We start from the raw sequence: 16,467 nt of genomic DNA, 5'->3' as shown, positions 1-16,467 counted from the left end.
CTTCTGCTTTATGAGGGATAGCTTCAATACTTAATTCATGTATAAAAACATCATTTTAAAAATAAAAAAGAGTGCTTTGGCACTCTTTAAAACGAAGGGATACGTTTAAAATTCTATTTTAAATTAATCTGATAAATTGCTGTACTGCCACTGACCTCATTACCCACGATCAGCATCGGTTTAGCGTTTGGTGAATCCTTGGCAGAAACAAAAGTGAGTCCTTCAGGTCCCAAATCACTTTTTTCAATCAAAATAGATTCACCTTTAGCATTGATATAAGTTTGATCCTGTTTAAAAGTACGGTTATTAAAATACTGTACAAAAACAGGTTTTAGTGGATTGCTAATATCATAAACCATGATCCCACTTTGACGCTCCAAGCCAATAAATGCGAAGGTTTTCTTACCAATCGTTCCTAAAGCCAAACCTTCTGGTTCAGGTCCTTTATTGTCACTGCGGTCATCAAAAACTGCTGCTTCATGATCACTGTTAAAGTAATTCGGGAATAATTCAGCCACTTTACGTTCGAACTCACTGCCTGAGTCCCAAACCAGTTTACCTTGTGTATCCCATATGCTAAATGAACGAGCCCCATAACTATACAGCTTTTTGTAGGTCAATAATCCATTGGCATCCAGTTTTGGAGAACCATCGGTATTGGTCTCATAACCCATATTCCATGCAATATTTAAACGCCCCAATTGATCGTCTTCGCGACATAAACCTGGACCAGTTGCTGTTGCTCCACAGTATGCAAAGACTGTGGCATCCAATTTAGCCCCTTTTACGCCTGCGACAAGATTGCTCAAATGCGCAGGATAGTCACCTTTATTATTGAAACCTTTAACGTTGAATAAATGCTTCATCCGAATTGCTTCAGCAAAACCTTTGCTTTGATCTCCAGCATAATAAGCCGTTGAGTCCTTCAGCCATTCACGTGAGTCACCCTCATTTGCGGTCACTAAATAACTGGTACCATTGGCTTGATAGTGGGCGATTGAATCAGGTTGGTACATTCCCATCAGACCTGGCCAGGCTTGAATATTAATTTTTTTATCTTTATCGCTGACATCCAAAGCATTGTTTGCCAGACCATGATCTTTATAACCCAATGGTAAAATATCAGTGACTTTTTTAGCCACAATATCAATTTTTGCAATCGCATTATTTTCTTGTAAGCTTGCCCAAGCCGTTTTACCGTCTTGGCTCACTGCGATGTACTCGGGTTCCAAGTCCTGAGCAACTGTCGCTTTAGGACCAAAAATTCGTACACCGGATTGAATCAACTCAGCTTTTTTATCATTAAACGCTTTAAAATCAGCAATGGTTGCTGTTGGCTGACGAATATTACTGAGGTCGATAATGCTGATTGAGCCTTCAGGATCAATACTATAATCTTCATTCGGTTCAGCCTCATTGGCAACCAAAACTGTTTTCCCATCAGGCGTAAAGGTCAGCATATCAGGTAAAGCTCCCACTTCAACTTTACTGATCAGTTTTAAATCTTTGGCATCGAAGAACGCTACGATCCCCTTGTCAGTTTTTTGCTTGGCTTGAACAGCAAGCGCAACAATACCATTTTTGATTGCCACAGAATTTACTTCTGACTCTGCCAAAGCTTCACGCGCAGAGAGCTCGCCAATATGTACAGGTGTATCTGGTTTAGATAGATCAAGAACATCGACTAAGCCTTTTTTGGCATTGACCACAAATACCCGTTTGGTGGTTGAATCATATGCAGGAATTTCTGCTGCACTTTCTGCAAAAACACCTGTTTCATAACGTCCCAATAAACTCAGACTAATGCTTTCAGGTGTTGCTTCCTCAACCACGGGGGGTGTGGATGAATCATTGTCATCATTACACGCAACCAACCCCACAGAAAGCATTGCCAAACACAATACAGAAATCTTTACGTTCATGCGTCAATCCATTGCTGTTTAAATTTTCTTCACTATAGAGATAAGGGGTGTAAATTTGATGACCAACAAATGACAGTTTTATTTAAGTTTCTTGACGTTTGAGGTGCCCTCTTTTGCTCAAGCATTCACAGAGGATAATTTTCAAATCGGGTTAGATCTGATCAGCCATGAAACTTTTACGATTGCATGGCAATAAGTACATCAGGACCAATTTTGCAAAGCCTTGATTTTCTTAACGCATGGAAGAAGCCTTATTTATCTCACGGGTTCAACAACGATTTCATACAGATTTAAGCTAAGCATTGTTTTAAACTATTCACAAAATTGACTTATTTCCGTTCTATGACTGCAACGCCATCGCACAGTAAATTACAGCCCAAATTTTATTTATTGGTTTTTTTAGTTTCGATCGGCTTTTTCATGCAAGGCTTGGACACCACGATCATCAATACAGCCTTGCCTGCAATGGCAGAAAGTTTGCAAGAAAATCCATTAAAAATGCATGGCATTGTGATCAGCTATGTACTGGCTGTTGCTGCCTGTATTCCGCTGAGTGGTTGGTTGGCTGATCGCTTTGGTATCCGCAATACTTTTTTTATCGCGATTGTGATTTTTACCTCGGCCTCTTTAGGCTGTGCGCTATCCAACAATTTTAATTTATTGATTGCATTTCGAGTCATTCAGGGCATTGGCGGGGCACTACTGGTGCCAGTCGGTCGTCTCGCCATGTTAAAAATCATTCCTCGTGAGCAGTTTCTTTCGGCGATGAGCCTAATGAGTTTGGCAGGGCTACTTGGACCATTGATGGGTCCTGTTTTGGGTGGATGGTTGGTTGAATATGCCTCTTGGCATTGGATTTTTCTGATCAATTTACCGATCGGCATCTTAGGCACATTTGTCACCTTTAAAGCCATGCCCAATGTCAAAGAAGCTTCCGTGAAATCTTTTGACTTCAGCGGTTTTGTTCTTTTAGCCATTGCGATGGTGGGTATGGCACTCGGTATTGAAAATATTGCCAGTAAAGAAATATCTCGAAACTTCAGCATCAGCTTACTTTTAATCGGTCTAGTGTCAGCATGTATTTACGCTTATCACGCGCATACACATCAGAATGCACTCTTTCGTAGCCGTTTATTTAAAAATAAAATTTATGCTATCGGTGTATTGGGAAATTTCTTTGCCCGTTTTGGTGGCAATGCCGTGCCTTTCATTTTACCGCTGATGCTACAGGTGGCTTTTAAGATGGAACCCTTTATGACGGGAATCATGATGACGCCCATTGTTTTGGGTTCATTGTTTTCCAAACCCATCATCCGCCCTATTTTACAACGCACAGGCTATCGTCCATTTTTATTGGTCAATACCTTATTGATCGGTGCGTGTATTGCCAGCTTTGCCTTACATAGCGTCGACACGCCACTTTGGCTGCGGACTGTCCATTTCTTTATTTTTGGCGTGCTCAATTCATTGCAGTTTGTGACCATGAATACTTTGACGCTGAAAGATTTAACTCAACAAGATGCCAGTAGCGGCAACAGCTTCTTGTCGATGATTATGATGCTTTCAATGAGTATTGGTATTGCCTTAGCAGGTACATTATTAAATACTTTTACGGTATATTTTACCGAGACACATATTACCCAAGCTTTTCACTATACACTGATCTGCTTAGGTGCTATCAATATTATTACCGCTTTAATTTTCTTTCAAATTCCAAAAGACACCCGAGATTAAGCGGAGCAAAATAACACTAAATAAACGATAAGGACGCTGGATATGATTATTCCAAAGTATTGGGCGGAAGCAAAAATAACAACGCAGTACGAAAAACGCCAGATCACCATCAAACGCTTTGGTTGGTCAGATATGAGTATGCAAGATGCATATATGCATGCGGAAACACGGGTTACAGAAGCACTTGAGCAACTTAAATCAGGACAAAACATTCGAAAACTTGACCATAAGATTCCCTATAATGGCAGTGAAGGTTTGCCCATTCGTGAAGAAATTATTCAACAGCACGATGATGTGGTGATCACACGTAATTCTTATGGTGCGCTCTGCCTCAATACGCCCGATGTTTTATTTGCAGATATTGATTTTAATTACGCACCAAACAGCCGACTGTATTTACTCGGTTTTGTATTGCTGTTTTTTATCGGCATTGTCGGTGCCGTATTGTTGAAGTCTTGGTGGGTATTGGCAATAGGCTTATTTTTTTCAATTGTACTTAGTCGACAAACTGCTGAAATATTACTGGGTATTCAACACAAATGGCTGGGCTCACCCGAACAACAAGCTTTAAAATCGATTCGTCAATTTTCTATGCAACATCCATCGTGGCATTTACGCGTTTATCAAACGCCGAAAGGCTATCGCGTTTTGGTCATGCATCAGGTCTTTGAACCACGCAGTGAAGAAACTCAGCAGTTCTTTAGCGCACTGCAAGCCGACCCGAATTATGTACGCATGTGCAAAAACCAAAACTGTTTTCGTGCAAGGATCAGCCCTAAACCGTGGAGAATCGGTGTGGATGCCTTACGTTTAGGGGTTTGGCCAGTTCAAGAAAACCGTATGCTTGACCGAGACAGATGGATTGCTGAATATCAGGCACGTGCCAAAAAATATGCATCATGTAAATTTATTGAACAATTGGGTAGTCAAATGACGCACCCTAAAGCGAAACGCGTACAATCAACACATGATCAGTACTGCAACGCGACGACTAACCTGGAAATCGCATGACATTGGCATCAGGATGATTTTTGTGAGACATCAACCTAAATATCGTTCTATCATCACCCGTATCGGATGTATCAGTTTATTGAGTACGATCGGCTACTTGGCATTGTTCCATCCGCAGAATGCAGGTGCTCAAGATTATGCCATTCAAGGATTTGATGTTTCACACCATCAAGGAGAAATTGATTGGAAAAAAATCTCTCCTCAGCAATACCAGTTTGTTTATCTCAAAGCCACTGAAGGTGGAGATTATCAAGATGATAAGTTTCAGGACTATTGGTTAGAAGCACGTGAACGTGGCATGCGTGTAGGGGCCTACCATTTCTTCCGCTTATGTCGTGATGGTGAAATCCAAGCACAAAACTTTATCAAGACAGTACCCAATAAAAGCAATGCCTTACCCCCTGTCATCGACTTGGAGTATGACAGTGCCTGCATCAACACCTATACCAAAGAGCAGTTACTAAAACAAATCAAAATCATCTATGATCAATTGCATCAACATTATGCCAAACAACCAATTTTCTATACGTCCAAAGTCTTTTATAACATGGTACTTACCGGTGAGTTTAAAGATACACCGATCTGGATTCGTGAATATAAAGATCAACCCGATTTAAAAGATGGTCGGAAATGGACGTTTTGGCAAAAAACCAATCAAGGCCATATTCAAGGCATTGCTAAAAATGTCGATTTAAATGTTTTTTATGGTGATACTGAGCAGTGGAAACAGTTTTTACAGCAGAATAATTTAAATTAGCCCACCCAACATCATAATCCACTCGACTTTGGTGCTACCGCTTATTCATCTGTATGGATCGTCGATCATAGTCAAACCACCTAAATATCCATAGAGATAATTAATGGGAATTTAAGATTCTTTGTATTTTTGATTCACAGATGGTCTTGCTATCGTGAGGCGACATGGATGTCGCCATGTTGAGCGGGGGGATATGAGCAAAAACAAAGCACTGCTTTGTTTGCAGCGCAAGAACCCTGTTAAACGAAAGATTTTTGTCATCTTTTCATCTCTGAAAAGTGAGGCATCGCCTACGTAAATCTATTTTAAAATTTAGCTGTAAAGCGTGGCAATGAAAGCTTTAGATAACCAAAAAAATACATCTATAGCATTGATTCTATTAATCAATAAAAATTATATTTTGCTGTATCATTTTTTCTATGGATTGACTATAGCTGTATTATGAGCAATTCAAAATCAATTCATTTTAGATGATCGATTTCATCCTCCTCTCAAGTCTGGATTTAATCTGCATGGATATGTAACGCCTATGTTTGTGTGTTGGCAAAGCCAATGTAGCTTCAATGGATGCAGCTGAGCGTAAAATATTTAAAAATCCCCAAAATAGCCATACAAACTCAGCATCTCGACACAAACTGTCGCAGATTCGTCTCAAATGCCAAATTCATCACTTACAACAAATCAAGATCGGTTAGAATAAACATACAGCGCTGCAACACTGTGTCATTCATGAGAAAAATCATCCATATCGACATGGATGCATTCTATGCATCTGTAGAACTACTTGAACGTCCTGAATTAAGGCACTTACCTGTGGTGATTTCTTCACATCATCCTCGGGCAGTGATTGCTGCGGCATCTTATCCTGCCCGTCAATTCGGCTTACGTTCGGCAATGTCGATGGCACAAGCAAAAAAGCGCTGCCCACAAGTCTATGTGATTGAACCCAATTTTGAAAAATATCGTGATGTTTCCTATCAAATTCATGAAATTTTCCAAAAATATACCCCACTCATTGAACCTTTATCTTTAGATGAAGCTTATCTTGATGTGACTGAAAATTTATTAAATATTCCCAGTGCCACCGAAGTTGCTGAACGCATTCGTGCGGATATTTATCAGCAAACGGGTCTTACCGCCTCAGCAGGAGTGGCGCCAAATAAATTTCTGGCCAAAGTGGCTTCGGATTGGAATAAGCCAAATGGCATTTGCATCATTAAGCCCAGCCAAGTTCAAAATTTTATTCAAGATTTAGCCCTAAAAAAAATTCCTGGCGTGGGTAAAGTTACTCAGGAAAAACTCAAGAGTTTAAATTTAGAAACTTTAGGTGATTTACAGAAAATCGAAGAAAGCATCTTGATTCACCATTTTGGCAAATATGGCAAACAATTATTTTTATATGCTCAAGGCATCGATGAACGCCCTGTACAGGCAGAACGGCAACGACAGCAAATTTCAAAAGAAACCACATTTGATGACGATTTTAATCTCGAACAATGTGCAATCTATTGGGATAATTTAATTACACGGGTTTGGCTCAGTTTAGAAAAAAAGCAGATGCAGGCACGTGGTGTAACAGTCAAACTCAAACTCAAGAATTTTCAAGTGTTGCAGCACAGTAAAAGCTTTAAAACCGCACTCAAATCACCACAAGAAATGACCCAAGTCATTCAAATCCTATTGAATGAAATGCAGATTCCTGAGCATTTTCAATTTCGTTTAATTGGCGTGGGTCTATACCAACTTACAGAGCAACAGGATGAGTCACAATTATCCTTGTGGTAAAGCATCCATATGCTTTTATTTTTTATGCTGAACTGATTGATATTCGGAAATAAAATTTTCAATCAATGCTGATACGGAATGGGCAAAAACATAAGCTAAATCATGTTCACCCTGGGCAACCACATGCAAGGTTGAATTGCCGATTTTTTCATGTAAATATTCACCTACTTTGAGAGGGCTAATTGGATCTGAATCACCCCAAATCAACAGAACGGGGCAGGAAATCTGACTGAGTAATTCATCCATATAAGATTGATGATCAACAAACCAGCTCGGAACAGCAAAAGTCTGCTGATAATCTTTTCGCCAATCTGCCACATGAAACGGCGCTAAATCAATTCCACCCGAAGTTGCCACCAACACCAATGCTGCAATCTGCTGTGGTTTCTGCAATGCTGCCTGTACTGCAAAGATCCCGCCCATCGACTGGGCAATCACAATCGATGGATGTTGAATCTGCGCAATCACGTAGTCCTGTAAATCTTCAAAGCTTTGGATATCGGGGTGATCGGGAGATCCGCCAAAGCTCGGATAAGCAAGCACTGTTTTTTGATGATTCACCGACAGGTTGTGCATGACAGGTTGCCAAAATTCAGTACTCCCCGATGCACCTGGTAAAAAAATTAAATTCATTTACAGTCCAATTTTTAATACAACAGAACTTAATCACCACTTTTTGCTTTTGCACGTTGATAAGCAGGTCGCTGTTGGATACGTTCCGCATAGGCTGCAAGATGGGGGGTATTGTTTTTAGTTCGTTGTTGCATGGCGACAACAGGAAAACTCATCTGAATATCAGCAAAAGAAAACTCTCCTGCTGCATAGTCATGCTGACTAAAATAATCTTCCAAAAACACTGAATGTTCTTTTAAGCGAGGATTGATAAAACCGCCACGGACACCTTCTGAGATTTTTTTTGCGATTGGCCGAATCAAAAATGGGACATGTTTGGGCATATTGGTCATCACTAAAGTCATGACCAAATAAGGCATTAAAGAACCTTCTGCATAATGCATCCAATAGTTATATTGCATCAGATCTTGAGGATTCTGGGGCTTAAACTGGTTTTGGCTATCATAGATCGTTTGAAGATAGTCTAAAATCACTGCAGATTCAGCAATTGTTAAATCACCATCGGTCAACACAGGTGACTTTCCCAATGGATGAACAGCTTTTAACTCGGGTGGTGCAGCAAAAGTCGGCAACCGCTTATAGTGCTTAATTTTATATTCAAGCCCCAGCTCCTCCAAAGCCCAAATAATCCGTAATGAACGTGATTGATCTAGATGATGTAATGTAATCATTTTTATTGCCTCAATTATTGTATCCTGACTATAGAGGGATCTTGGCTTTTCAACAATTGTATTGCTATATTTTTAACACTTTTATCAGTGTACTCTAGAATGACTGTGATTATAATCCGTATGAATATCAGCCATACTGAAAATAAAAATGAAGCATTTACTCTGTTTAACGCTGTTATTGGTGTGCGCCAAAACATATTCCTATCAACCCAAACTTATTTCGCTGGGGGCTATAGAACCTCAGGGTCAAGTCCTTCTTGACGCCAAGGCGCATACAACCATTCGTGATTCCTTTAAGCAAGCGGTGATCTACGAAAAATATGCTCAACCGATTCAATTGAACAGCGATGAACCTTATCAATCGGTCATTAAACAGCTTATTGTCGATTGTAAAGCGAAGACTATTGCCATTCGGGGCGCTGATTACTTTGCCGGAAAAACATCGAACAGTAAATTAGTGAAAAAATTTGACCACATTACGTTGAGTCATGATGGCGAAACTGGAGCCGCTTTTTATTCTTTTGATGATTTAGAGTTCAAGCCCTTGAATCAAGGTAAATTTTATACACAAATATATGGGATGAGTTGTAAATAAATCATCAGCAATATGTACAACATTGCAAAGACATTTTGTAGAACGGCAAAATGTCTTTTGCAAATCAAATCATTTTTTCAAGACCACTTAAATAATCGTGGTATTGATTTCTAGGCTTCTTAACAAAGTTTTAGTCACAGGGGTTTTTTGACAAATATCCAATACTTTTTGATGCAATTCCTCTGACAGCGCATTGGCAAAAGATAAACGGCGTTCAATCCATTCTTTGCCTTCTTTATTGGCATTAAAATCTGCTTCGACAGTAAACTCGCCCAAATCAAAACCTTTATGTTGAGCGTACATACGTAAAGTAATCATGGTACAGGAAATCAAACCTGAGCAAACAAAATCATAAGGTGCTAAACCTTTATCTTGTCCACCAAATGATTCTGGCTTATCCGTAATCAGTTGATGCTTTCCGCTAACGACTTCGCCTGACCATGGTTCCGGATAGGTTTTTACTTTTGCATTTGCGATGATTGCCATTTTATTTTCCTTTCATATTAAATTTTTTTAATAAATGCCTGTATAGATAAACCTTGTAAATTCAGCACTTGCGCTAAAGAATGAACCCACAAACCCTTAACGCAAATGATTTACTCTGCATCTATCTCTTAAGATTACCCATACGGTAGATTACTTCGATGGTCGCATCTTGTCTGGAAATGCAGGTGCTTCCAGACGTGGACCATCATAATCAGGAATTGTTCCAAAACGCGCATCTTGATTGATCCATTGTTCTGTCGCAGTCTTCAGTTCCTCTTGTGTACGTCCCACTAGGTTCCACCACAACAAAATAGGAGATTCAAACGGTTCACCACCTATCAATAGCAAACGTGAACCTTTTGGAAGCTCTACGTCAATTTGCGAGATTCCAGGTTCTAGCACCACCATATTGTCACTAGTTAACTCATGACCATTCACGATTGCATTGCCTTCCAGAGCCATAAATCCATATTCAAATTTAGGATTGAGTGGAATACGCGTTTTGGTCTGTTCTTTGGCAAAGAAATCGATACCCAATAATTCTGTATGGACTTGGACAGGTGATACAGTGTCCATAAATTCACCAACTAAAACAGTGAACTCAATATTGTCCTTTTCAACCACAGGCAAAACTGGATAGTGGTCAAATTGAGGTGCCATGTTGATTTTATCATCAGGCAATGCAATCCAGAGTTGTGCAGCATGCATTCGAGTCTCGGTATCAGGCGCAACTTCTGTATGAGAAATACCATAACCTGCGGTCATCAAATTGACCTGCTTTGGGCGGATCAATTGTTTTGAGCCAATGCTGTCTGTATGCATCATTGTGCCTTCAATCATCCACGTAAAAGTCTGTAAACCAATATGTGGGTGTGGTCCGACATCCAGTCCATCTCCCTGAGGAAATGTTACTGGTCCTGCGTGATCTAAAAAGCACCATGCGCCAATCATACGTTTCTGACGACTGGGTAATGCGCGCTTAATGACGGTGCCTCTGCCTATTTCTGCTGAACGGATTGGAAAGTCTTGAATAAATTGATTCACATATTTTTCACAATCATCAGAATGAGAAATCTCGGTATAGTTGGTATTGGTCATTTTGTTATCCTAAAGTTGTTCATCAGCTCAGGATGTTATTTCAACATCTGCTATTTCAATCTATCTAGCCTAGCGGTTTTATATCCATCAACCTATAGCTATCTTAATACGCTGAATACCATGAATAGGACAATAATAGTGTGGTTTTTGTTATAAAGTCGGTGGTCTTCGACTGATGATGCTGCAATTCCAGATTCAGGCTTATTGCTCAAATCCTCTCAGCCTGATCTCGATCCAACACCATCCATGTGCAGAACTTTTTTGTTTCAGGCACTGGCGTTACAAGATTGACCAATAAACCTGTAAAACCATCGTCAATAGGAAAATTAGCATCAGCCAAGTGGCATATTTTGTTGTTAACCTGGGAATTTTACTCAAGATCATTGCCGATTGAGCTTGCCTTACAGCTTATTTGTGATTTGAACTTTTTAATCACGCCTCTTTCTTTACATTTTGCTTTAAATTTTTCATGAATTGCCTTACAGCCGGTTCAAAATCTTTGAATAAAATATGATCACGATGTGTAATCATCACTTCTAAAAACAACTTGAGCCCTACTGCAAATGCCTTAGTTGTTTCTTCATCAAAAAACTCGGCTTTTTTTAAACGTTCAACAATTTCAAAAATATCGTCGTGATTTCCAACATTAAATTCAATGTTTTCACTGTAGTTTGAAGCTTGACCTTTTGCATCTGCAAGATGCTGTACCGTGACATGGTATTGATGTTGTTTCATGTGATTTCTCTACTTAATCTAATGAGGGGAATTAAACTCAATATCTAAAACATCGACATTGAATTGTTCAAAAACCTTTTCCAGTGATTTAATCAAGGAGGATTTATTGATCTGCTTCAGATCAACACAATGGATATTGAGACATTCAGCTTCAGATTTGTTAATCAAGATATAGTGCGCTTCATCTCTACCATTCAGTTTCTGATGCAGCAAACCTGCCCTTTCCAAGTCAGTGACCACGCGATAGATGGTGGATAAGCTAATTTGCTGATGGTTCAGATAAAGTTGCTGATAAATTTGTTTAGCCGTCAGTGGTACGTTTTGATCGGATAAGACTTTGAATACACTCACTCGTGCCTGAGTAATTTTTAAGTTTGATTGGCGCAATTTCTGTTGGATTTCAATATTCATGTCTCACCTTTTGGATGTCATGTTATAAACGCCCAATCTTTACAGCAGCTTGATCAATGATCTCAGCAACCTGTCTGACCTGTTCTGCATTAAAATCTTTGCCTTTCAGCTTTAAACGCAACGCGGTTTTTAAATTTTCCATGGCACGGTGTACATCCACATACTGGTCATTCTCATGTAGTTCACGACGTGTTTCTAAACGCGCCAACAAATGTTGGATGTGTTGATTTTGCTCTTTTAAATGCAATCTTCCAGCTTCAGTGATGTGATATTGCTTGCGATCATCTGCTGTATTTTCCACAACAACAGAACCAATTTCTTCGAGATAGGTCAGTGTGGGATAAATGGTGCCTGAACTGGGTGTATAGCCACCACCGACCAAGTCACTGATGTCCTTGATTATTTCATAGCCGTGTTTGGCTTGCTGTTCAATCAGATGAAGTACCAAAAGCTTCATTTTTCCCGATTCAAACAAACGACCTCTACGTCCAGCATAGCCTTTTTCTGGATGATGTTCACGATGTTCAAAGCCATGCTGTGAATGATCATGCCGAGCTGATTTCATGTTTATTTTTCTCAAATTGACTAATTTATGATTATTAAGATATATCTTAATATATCTTTATTCAATAAAATGTTTGAAATTAATTATAACTTATTGTTTTATATCAAATTTATTTTACAAAGAGATAGATCTTAATACATAAAAAGACATTCTTTGTTTTTTGAAGTGGACATGAACAGTTCAGAAATAACAGCAGGTTAAATCCCTGTGCCGATTGAATCAGCACCTGACGTGTTTTTATTCAGACAATTAAGGCATTATATTTTTTATCATATGGCAATCAAAAAGCGCCTATATCCGCACTTTTTCATTCGAAATTACTGTTCCAGATGCAACATTCTCAATTGCAAACTTATGTTGCCATTAAATTGATTTTTATCCAATTCATAGACGATACGAACGCGATCCTGCATAGGATCAAAATTAAATTTATCACGGACATTAAACCCGATTGCATCTACAGCTTGCCCATCGGCCAAAGCCAAACGTAATTTTAAGTGAGCATCTTTCAGCCAGCGGTAATCAATCACCTTAAACTGCCCTTCGAACACAGGAGCAGGAAACTTTTGCCCCCAGGGTCCTAATTGTTCGAGGGCATCAACTGTTTGCAGTTGAAAGGCTTGAGCAGGTAATTCGCCATCTGTCCATAGCACTGCTTGAAACAGAGATTCATCCGATTGAGCAACCAGCTCAATAAAACGCTGTTTAAATGCGTCAAAATGCTGCTTTTGAATGGTTAAACCTGCCGCGGCTGCATGACCACCAAAATGGCTAATTAAATCAGGATGCTGTTCTGCCACTTTTTCAATCACATCTCGAATATGGATGCCCTCAATCGAGCGAGCAGACCCTTTGATATGAATGCCATCTTTATCGGCAGCAAATACAATACTCGGACGATGAAACTGCTCTTTTAAACGACCTGCAACAATACCAATCACGCCTTGATGCCAATGTTCTTCAAACATCACCAATGCAGCAGGTAAATTGTCTTGGTCCAGTTCCAGTTGCTCTAGCTCGGTCAGCGCTTCTTGTTTGATTTGCGATTCAACCTGACGGCGTTCTAAATTTAAATCATTCAACTGTCGTGCGAATACATAGGCCGTTTGCATATCTGTTGCCAATAGACATTCAATCCCAATATCCATGGTTTCCATACGTCCTGCGGCATTGATCCGTGGACCCAGAACAAAGCCCAAGTCAGATGCTTTTAACTCAGCTGGATCACGCCCTGCGATATCCAATAATGCACTGATTCCGGCACGACATTGGTTTTGCTGGATTCGCTTGACACCGGCATCCACCAAAATACGGTTGTTATAGTCCAGACTCGCCACATCTGCATAAGTACCCAGAGCAACCAAATCTAGATACTGCTGCATTTTCGCGGTCGATTTGGCGAGTTTGGCACGATGACTGCTTAAATTCGCCAACAGATAGAATGCGACACCCACACCCGCCAATGCCTTGCTTGGAAATTCACATCCCAGCTGATTCGGATTCACCACAGCTTCAGCTTGCGGTGTTTCCTTCGTGGTCAAATGGTGGTCGGTAATGATGACCTGCATACCCAGTAAATGCGCTTGATCAACCCCTGCATGACTGGAAATGCCATTATCAACAGTGATCAATAAATCAGGTTGAAATTTTTCAAAAGCTAAATCGGCAATTTTAGGCGTTAAACCATAACCATACTTAAACCGATCAGGGACTAGATATTGAACATTTGCCCCCATTTCATTTAATGCCAATATCATGAGTGCGGTACTGGTCGCACCATCGGCATCATAATCCCCCACAATGACGATTTTCTTGTATTCATCTATGGCGTGGTCAATGATCTGAATCGCCTGCTCCAAACCTTTCATTTTGGGCGCAAGTAAATATTTCAGCTTTAAATCAAGTTCCTGTTCCGATTGCACTCCACGTCTTGCTAAAAGTTCAGCAATAAACGGGGATACGCCCTGAAAATGCTCAGGGCGTGTCAGAAGGGGTCGTTGTTTAATCTGTATTTTTTGCATTTAAGGCATCAAACGTTGTAATTTCCAAAATCCATCAGCTTTTTCATAAGTTAAACGATCGTGTAAACGGTTTGGACGACCCTGCCAAAACTCATAATAGTCGGGTTGCAGACGATAGCCTCCCCAAAATTCGGGTTTTGGCAGTTGGTCTTTTTCCGCGACCTGATCATACAGTGCTTGAAAGCGTTGTTGGAGCTGTTCACGGTTCTCAATGACACCACTTTGGGGTGTACTGATATGTGCGGCTATTTGGCTATCACGGGGGCGCTTATGATAATAGTCGATAGATTCTTGCTCAGATATTTTCTCAACTTGACCACTGACACGAACTTGACGCTCCAGCTCAGGCCAGTAGAAGAGAAGTTCTGCATAAGGATTTTCAGCTAAATCCAAACCTTTTTGACTGTCATAGTTGGTATAAAAGTCATAACCAGCTTCTGTTGCACCACGCAATAACACTGTTCTCACATGCGGACGACCTTGTGCATTTGCAGTCGCCAAGGACATTGCATAAGGCTCATGAAGTTTGGCTTCTAAAGCCAAATTAAACCAATTGAGAAACTGTTCATGTGGATGAGCATCCACCTGCTCCTCATGTAGTTCACCTTTTTGATAGGTTAAACGAAGCTCGCTTAAATCTTTAATCACATCACTCATGAACCCAAACCTTCTACAGATTAGAGACTATTTTTAGGCAGCATTCTTGCGTACAGCATCTGCCAAATGATTTGCTAAATCAGTTACTTCTTGCAAATCATCACCTTCTACCATAACACGGATAATCGGTTCAGTCCCAGATTTACGAATTAAAATTCGACCACGCCCTTTGAGTAATGTTTCTGCTTTATCAAATTCTGCGACCAAGGCGGGTACTGCAAATGGGTCAAACATTTGCTCAAGACGAACATTCACCAACACATTGGGCAACGCTTTAAAGTCGGCAACCAGCTCATCTAAAGCTTTATTTTGCTCAACCAACACCGTCAATACTTGCAATGCAGCGATGATGGCATCCCCTGTAGTGCTTTTGTCTAAAGTCAAAATATGACCTGATGGCTCACCACCGATGACCCAGTTGTTTTCTTCCAGATTTTGTAAAACATAGCGGTCACCCACTTTTGCACGTACAAAAGGAACTTTTGCCTTTTCCAATGCCAACTCTAAAGCCATATTGCTCATCACTGTACCCACAACACCTGCTGGTTTCTGTGAGGACTGTGTGGCCAAGATATAAAGAATATGGTCACCATCAACTAGCTTTCCATGACGATCAACCAATACAACACGGTCAGCATCGCCATCAAAAGCAATTCCTAAATCCGCTTGATGTTCAACAACGGCTTTTTGCAAGTTTTCAGGATGCGTTGATCCGCAATCTTTATTGATATTTAAACCATCAGGATCATTGTAGAGTGCGATGACTTTGGCACCCAACTCACGAAATACCGCAGGACCCACGCTGTAAGCCGCGCCATTGGCACAGTCAACAACAATTTTTAAATGGCGTAAATTAAAATGATAAGGAAAAGTCGATTTACAAAATTCGATATAACGTCCATTGGCATCTTTGACCCGCACACTTTTGCCCAAATTCGCCGTATCATCGATGACAATATCATTCTCCAATTCACGATTAATCGCTTCCTGAATGGTATCCGGTAATTTCTTACCTTCATCGGAGAAAAACTTAATGCCATTATCAAAATAAGGATTGTGCGATGCCGAAATCACGATACCTAAGTTGGCATGCAAAGCACGGGTTAGATGTGCAATCGCTGGGGTAGGCAATGGTCCAAGCAAGTGCACATACACACCTGCTGCATTTAATCCTGCCTGTAATGCTGCTTCAAGAATATAACCGGATAAACGTGTATCTTTACCTAAAACCACAATAGGTTTTGTTTTTGGGCTAATTTGCTTTAATACTTTGCCCGCGGCAAACCCCAGTTTAAGTGCAAATTCAGGGGTAATTGGGAGTTCACCAAATTTTCCACGAATCCCGTCAGTACCGAAATAACTCATTTTTTACCCACTTATTATGCG

The 16,467-nt window shown here is 40.2% G+C and carries 16 protein-coding genes; 5 read left to right on the top strand and 11 right to left on the bottom strand.

The genetic code is table 11. The annotated features are described in order from the left end of the window. Nucleotides 1-113 precede the first annotated feature (113 nt). A complete protein-coding gene (locus tag IMO47_RS12160; RefSeq protein ID WP_196076196.1) occupies nucleotides 114-1,922 on the bottom strand; it encodes a choice-of-anchor I family protein in 1,809 nt (602 codons plus the stop codon). 342 nt (nucleotides 1,923-2,264) lie between these two features. Here IMO47_RS12160 and mdtD point away from each other — a divergent pair, with 342 nt between their 5' ends. From mdtD to dinB, 4 genes are all read left to right on the top strand, one after another. Next, the gene (mdtD, locus tag IMO47_RS12155) at nucleotides 2,265-3,656 is read left to right on the top strand and encodes a multidrug transporter subunit MdtD (RefSeq protein WP_196076195.1); all 1,392 of its coding nucleotides are present in this window, start codon (nucleotides 2,265-2,267) and stop codon (nucleotides 3,654-3,656) included. A 42-nt stretch (nucleotides 3,657-3,698) separates the two neighbouring features. After that, the gene (locus IMO47_RS12150; protein ID WP_196076194.1) at nucleotides 3,699-4,667 is read left to right on the top strand and encodes a hypothetical protein; all 969 of its coding nucleotides are present in this window, start codon (nucleotides 3,699-3,701) and stop codon (nucleotides 4,665-4,667) included. Nucleotides 4,668-4,680: 13 nt separating this feature from the next. Next, nucleotides 4,681-5,424, top strand: coding sequence for a GH25 family lysozyme (locus IMO47_RS12145; protein ID WP_196076193.1), 744 nt, complete (start codon nucleotides 4,681-4,683; stop codon nucleotides 5,422-5,424). A 729-nt stretch (nucleotides 5,425-6,153) separates the two neighbouring features. Further along, entirely contained in the window at nucleotides 6,154-7,209 is a 1,056-nt protein-coding gene (gene dinB / locus IMO47_RS12140) for a DNA polymerase IV (protein ID WP_196076192.1), read from the top strand. A gap of 15 nt (nucleotides 7,210-7,224) precedes the next feature. On the opposite strand, the gene IMO47_RS12135 is transcribed toward dinB, so the two are convergent. Next, a complete protein-coding gene (locus IMO47_RS12135; RefSeq protein WP_196076191.1) occupies nucleotides 7,225-7,842 on the bottom strand; it encodes an alpha/beta hydrolase in 618 nt (205 codons plus the stop codon). A gap of 29 nt (nucleotides 7,843-7,871) precedes the next feature. Continuing rightward, complete coding sequence (locus tag IMO47_RS12130; RefSeq protein ID WP_196076190.1) at nucleotides 7,872-8,513, bottom strand: glutathione S-transferase; 642 nt, start codon at nucleotides 8,511-8,513, stop codon at nucleotides 7,872-7,874. 148 nt (nucleotides 8,514-8,661) lie between these two features. On the opposite strand from IMO47_RS12130, the gene IMO47_RS12125 reads away from it, so the two are divergent. Beyond that, nucleotides 8,662-9,108, top strand: coding sequence for a surface-adhesin E family protein (locus IMO47_RS12125; RefSeq protein ID WP_196076189.1), 447 nt, complete (start codon nucleotides 8,662-8,664; stop codon nucleotides 9,106-9,108). A gap of 87 nt (nucleotides 9,109-9,195) precedes the next feature. Here the strand turns inward: IMO47_RS12125 and IMO47_RS12120 are convergent, their stop codons facing one another. From IMO47_RS12120 to glmM, 8 genes are all read right to left on the bottom strand, one after another. Continuing rightward, nucleotides 9,196-9,594, bottom strand: coding sequence for an OsmC family protein (locus IMO47_RS12120; RefSeq protein WP_196076188.1), 399 nt, complete (start codon nucleotides 9,592-9,594; stop codon nucleotides 9,196-9,198). A gap of 150 nt (nucleotides 9,595-9,744) precedes the next feature. Further along, on the bottom strand, nucleotides 9,745-10,692 hold the full coding sequence (locus tag IMO47_RS12115; protein WP_196076187.1) for a pirin family protein: 948 nt from the start codon (nucleotides 10,690-10,692) through the stop codon (nucleotides 9,745-9,747). Between the two features lie 432 nt (nucleotides 10,693-11,124). After that, entirely contained in the window at nucleotides 11,125-11,427 is a 303-nt protein-coding gene (locus IMO47_RS12110; protein WP_196076186.1) for a DUF3861 domain-containing protein, read from the bottom strand. An 18-nt stretch (nucleotides 11,428-11,445) separates the two neighbouring features. Further along, on the bottom strand, nucleotides 11,446-11,838 hold the full coding sequence (locus tag IMO47_RS12105; protein ID WP_196076185.1) for a transcriptional repressor: 393 nt from the start codon (nucleotides 11,836-11,838) through the stop codon (nucleotides 11,446-11,448). A gap of 22 nt (nucleotides 11,839-11,860) precedes the next feature. Next, nucleotides 11,861-12,295 (bottom strand): PadR family transcriptional regulator, encoded by a 435-nt coding sequence (locus IMO47_RS12100; protein WP_227552354.1) that lies wholly within the window; start codon nucleotides 12,293-12,295, stop codon nucleotides 11,861-11,863. Nucleotides 12,296-12,720: 425 nt separating this feature from the next. After that, entirely contained in the window at nucleotides 12,721-14,424 is a 1,704-nt protein-coding gene (gene recJ, locus IMO47_RS12095; protein ID WP_196076183.1) for a single-stranded-DNA-specific exonuclease RecJ, read from the bottom strand. Next, entirely contained in the window at nucleotides 14,425-15,081 is a 657-nt protein-coding gene (gene pdxH, locus IMO47_RS12090; protein ID WP_196076182.1) for a pyridoxamine 5'-phosphate oxidase, read from the bottom strand. A 33-nt stretch (nucleotides 15,082-15,114) separates the two neighbouring features. Beyond that, the gene (gene glmM / locus IMO47_RS12085; RefSeq protein WP_196076181.1) at nucleotides 15,115-16,446 is read right to left on the bottom strand and encodes a phosphoglucosamine mutase; all 1,332 of its coding nucleotides are present in this window, start codon (nucleotides 16,444-16,446) and stop codon (nucleotides 15,115-15,117) included. Between the last annotated feature and the right edge of the window lie 21 nt (nucleotides 16,447-16,467).

It is taken from the genome of Acinetobacter sp. Res13-Abat-PEC15-P4-01 (assembly GCF_015676285.1).
In the GTDB taxonomy this organism is placed as follows: Bacteria; Pseudomonadota; Gammaproteobacteria; order Pseudomonadales; family Moraxellaceae; genus Acinetobacter; species Acinetobacter nematophilus.
Note: the sequence above shows the minus strand (reverse complement) of the source record. Positions and strands in the feature narration are given on the sequence as shown.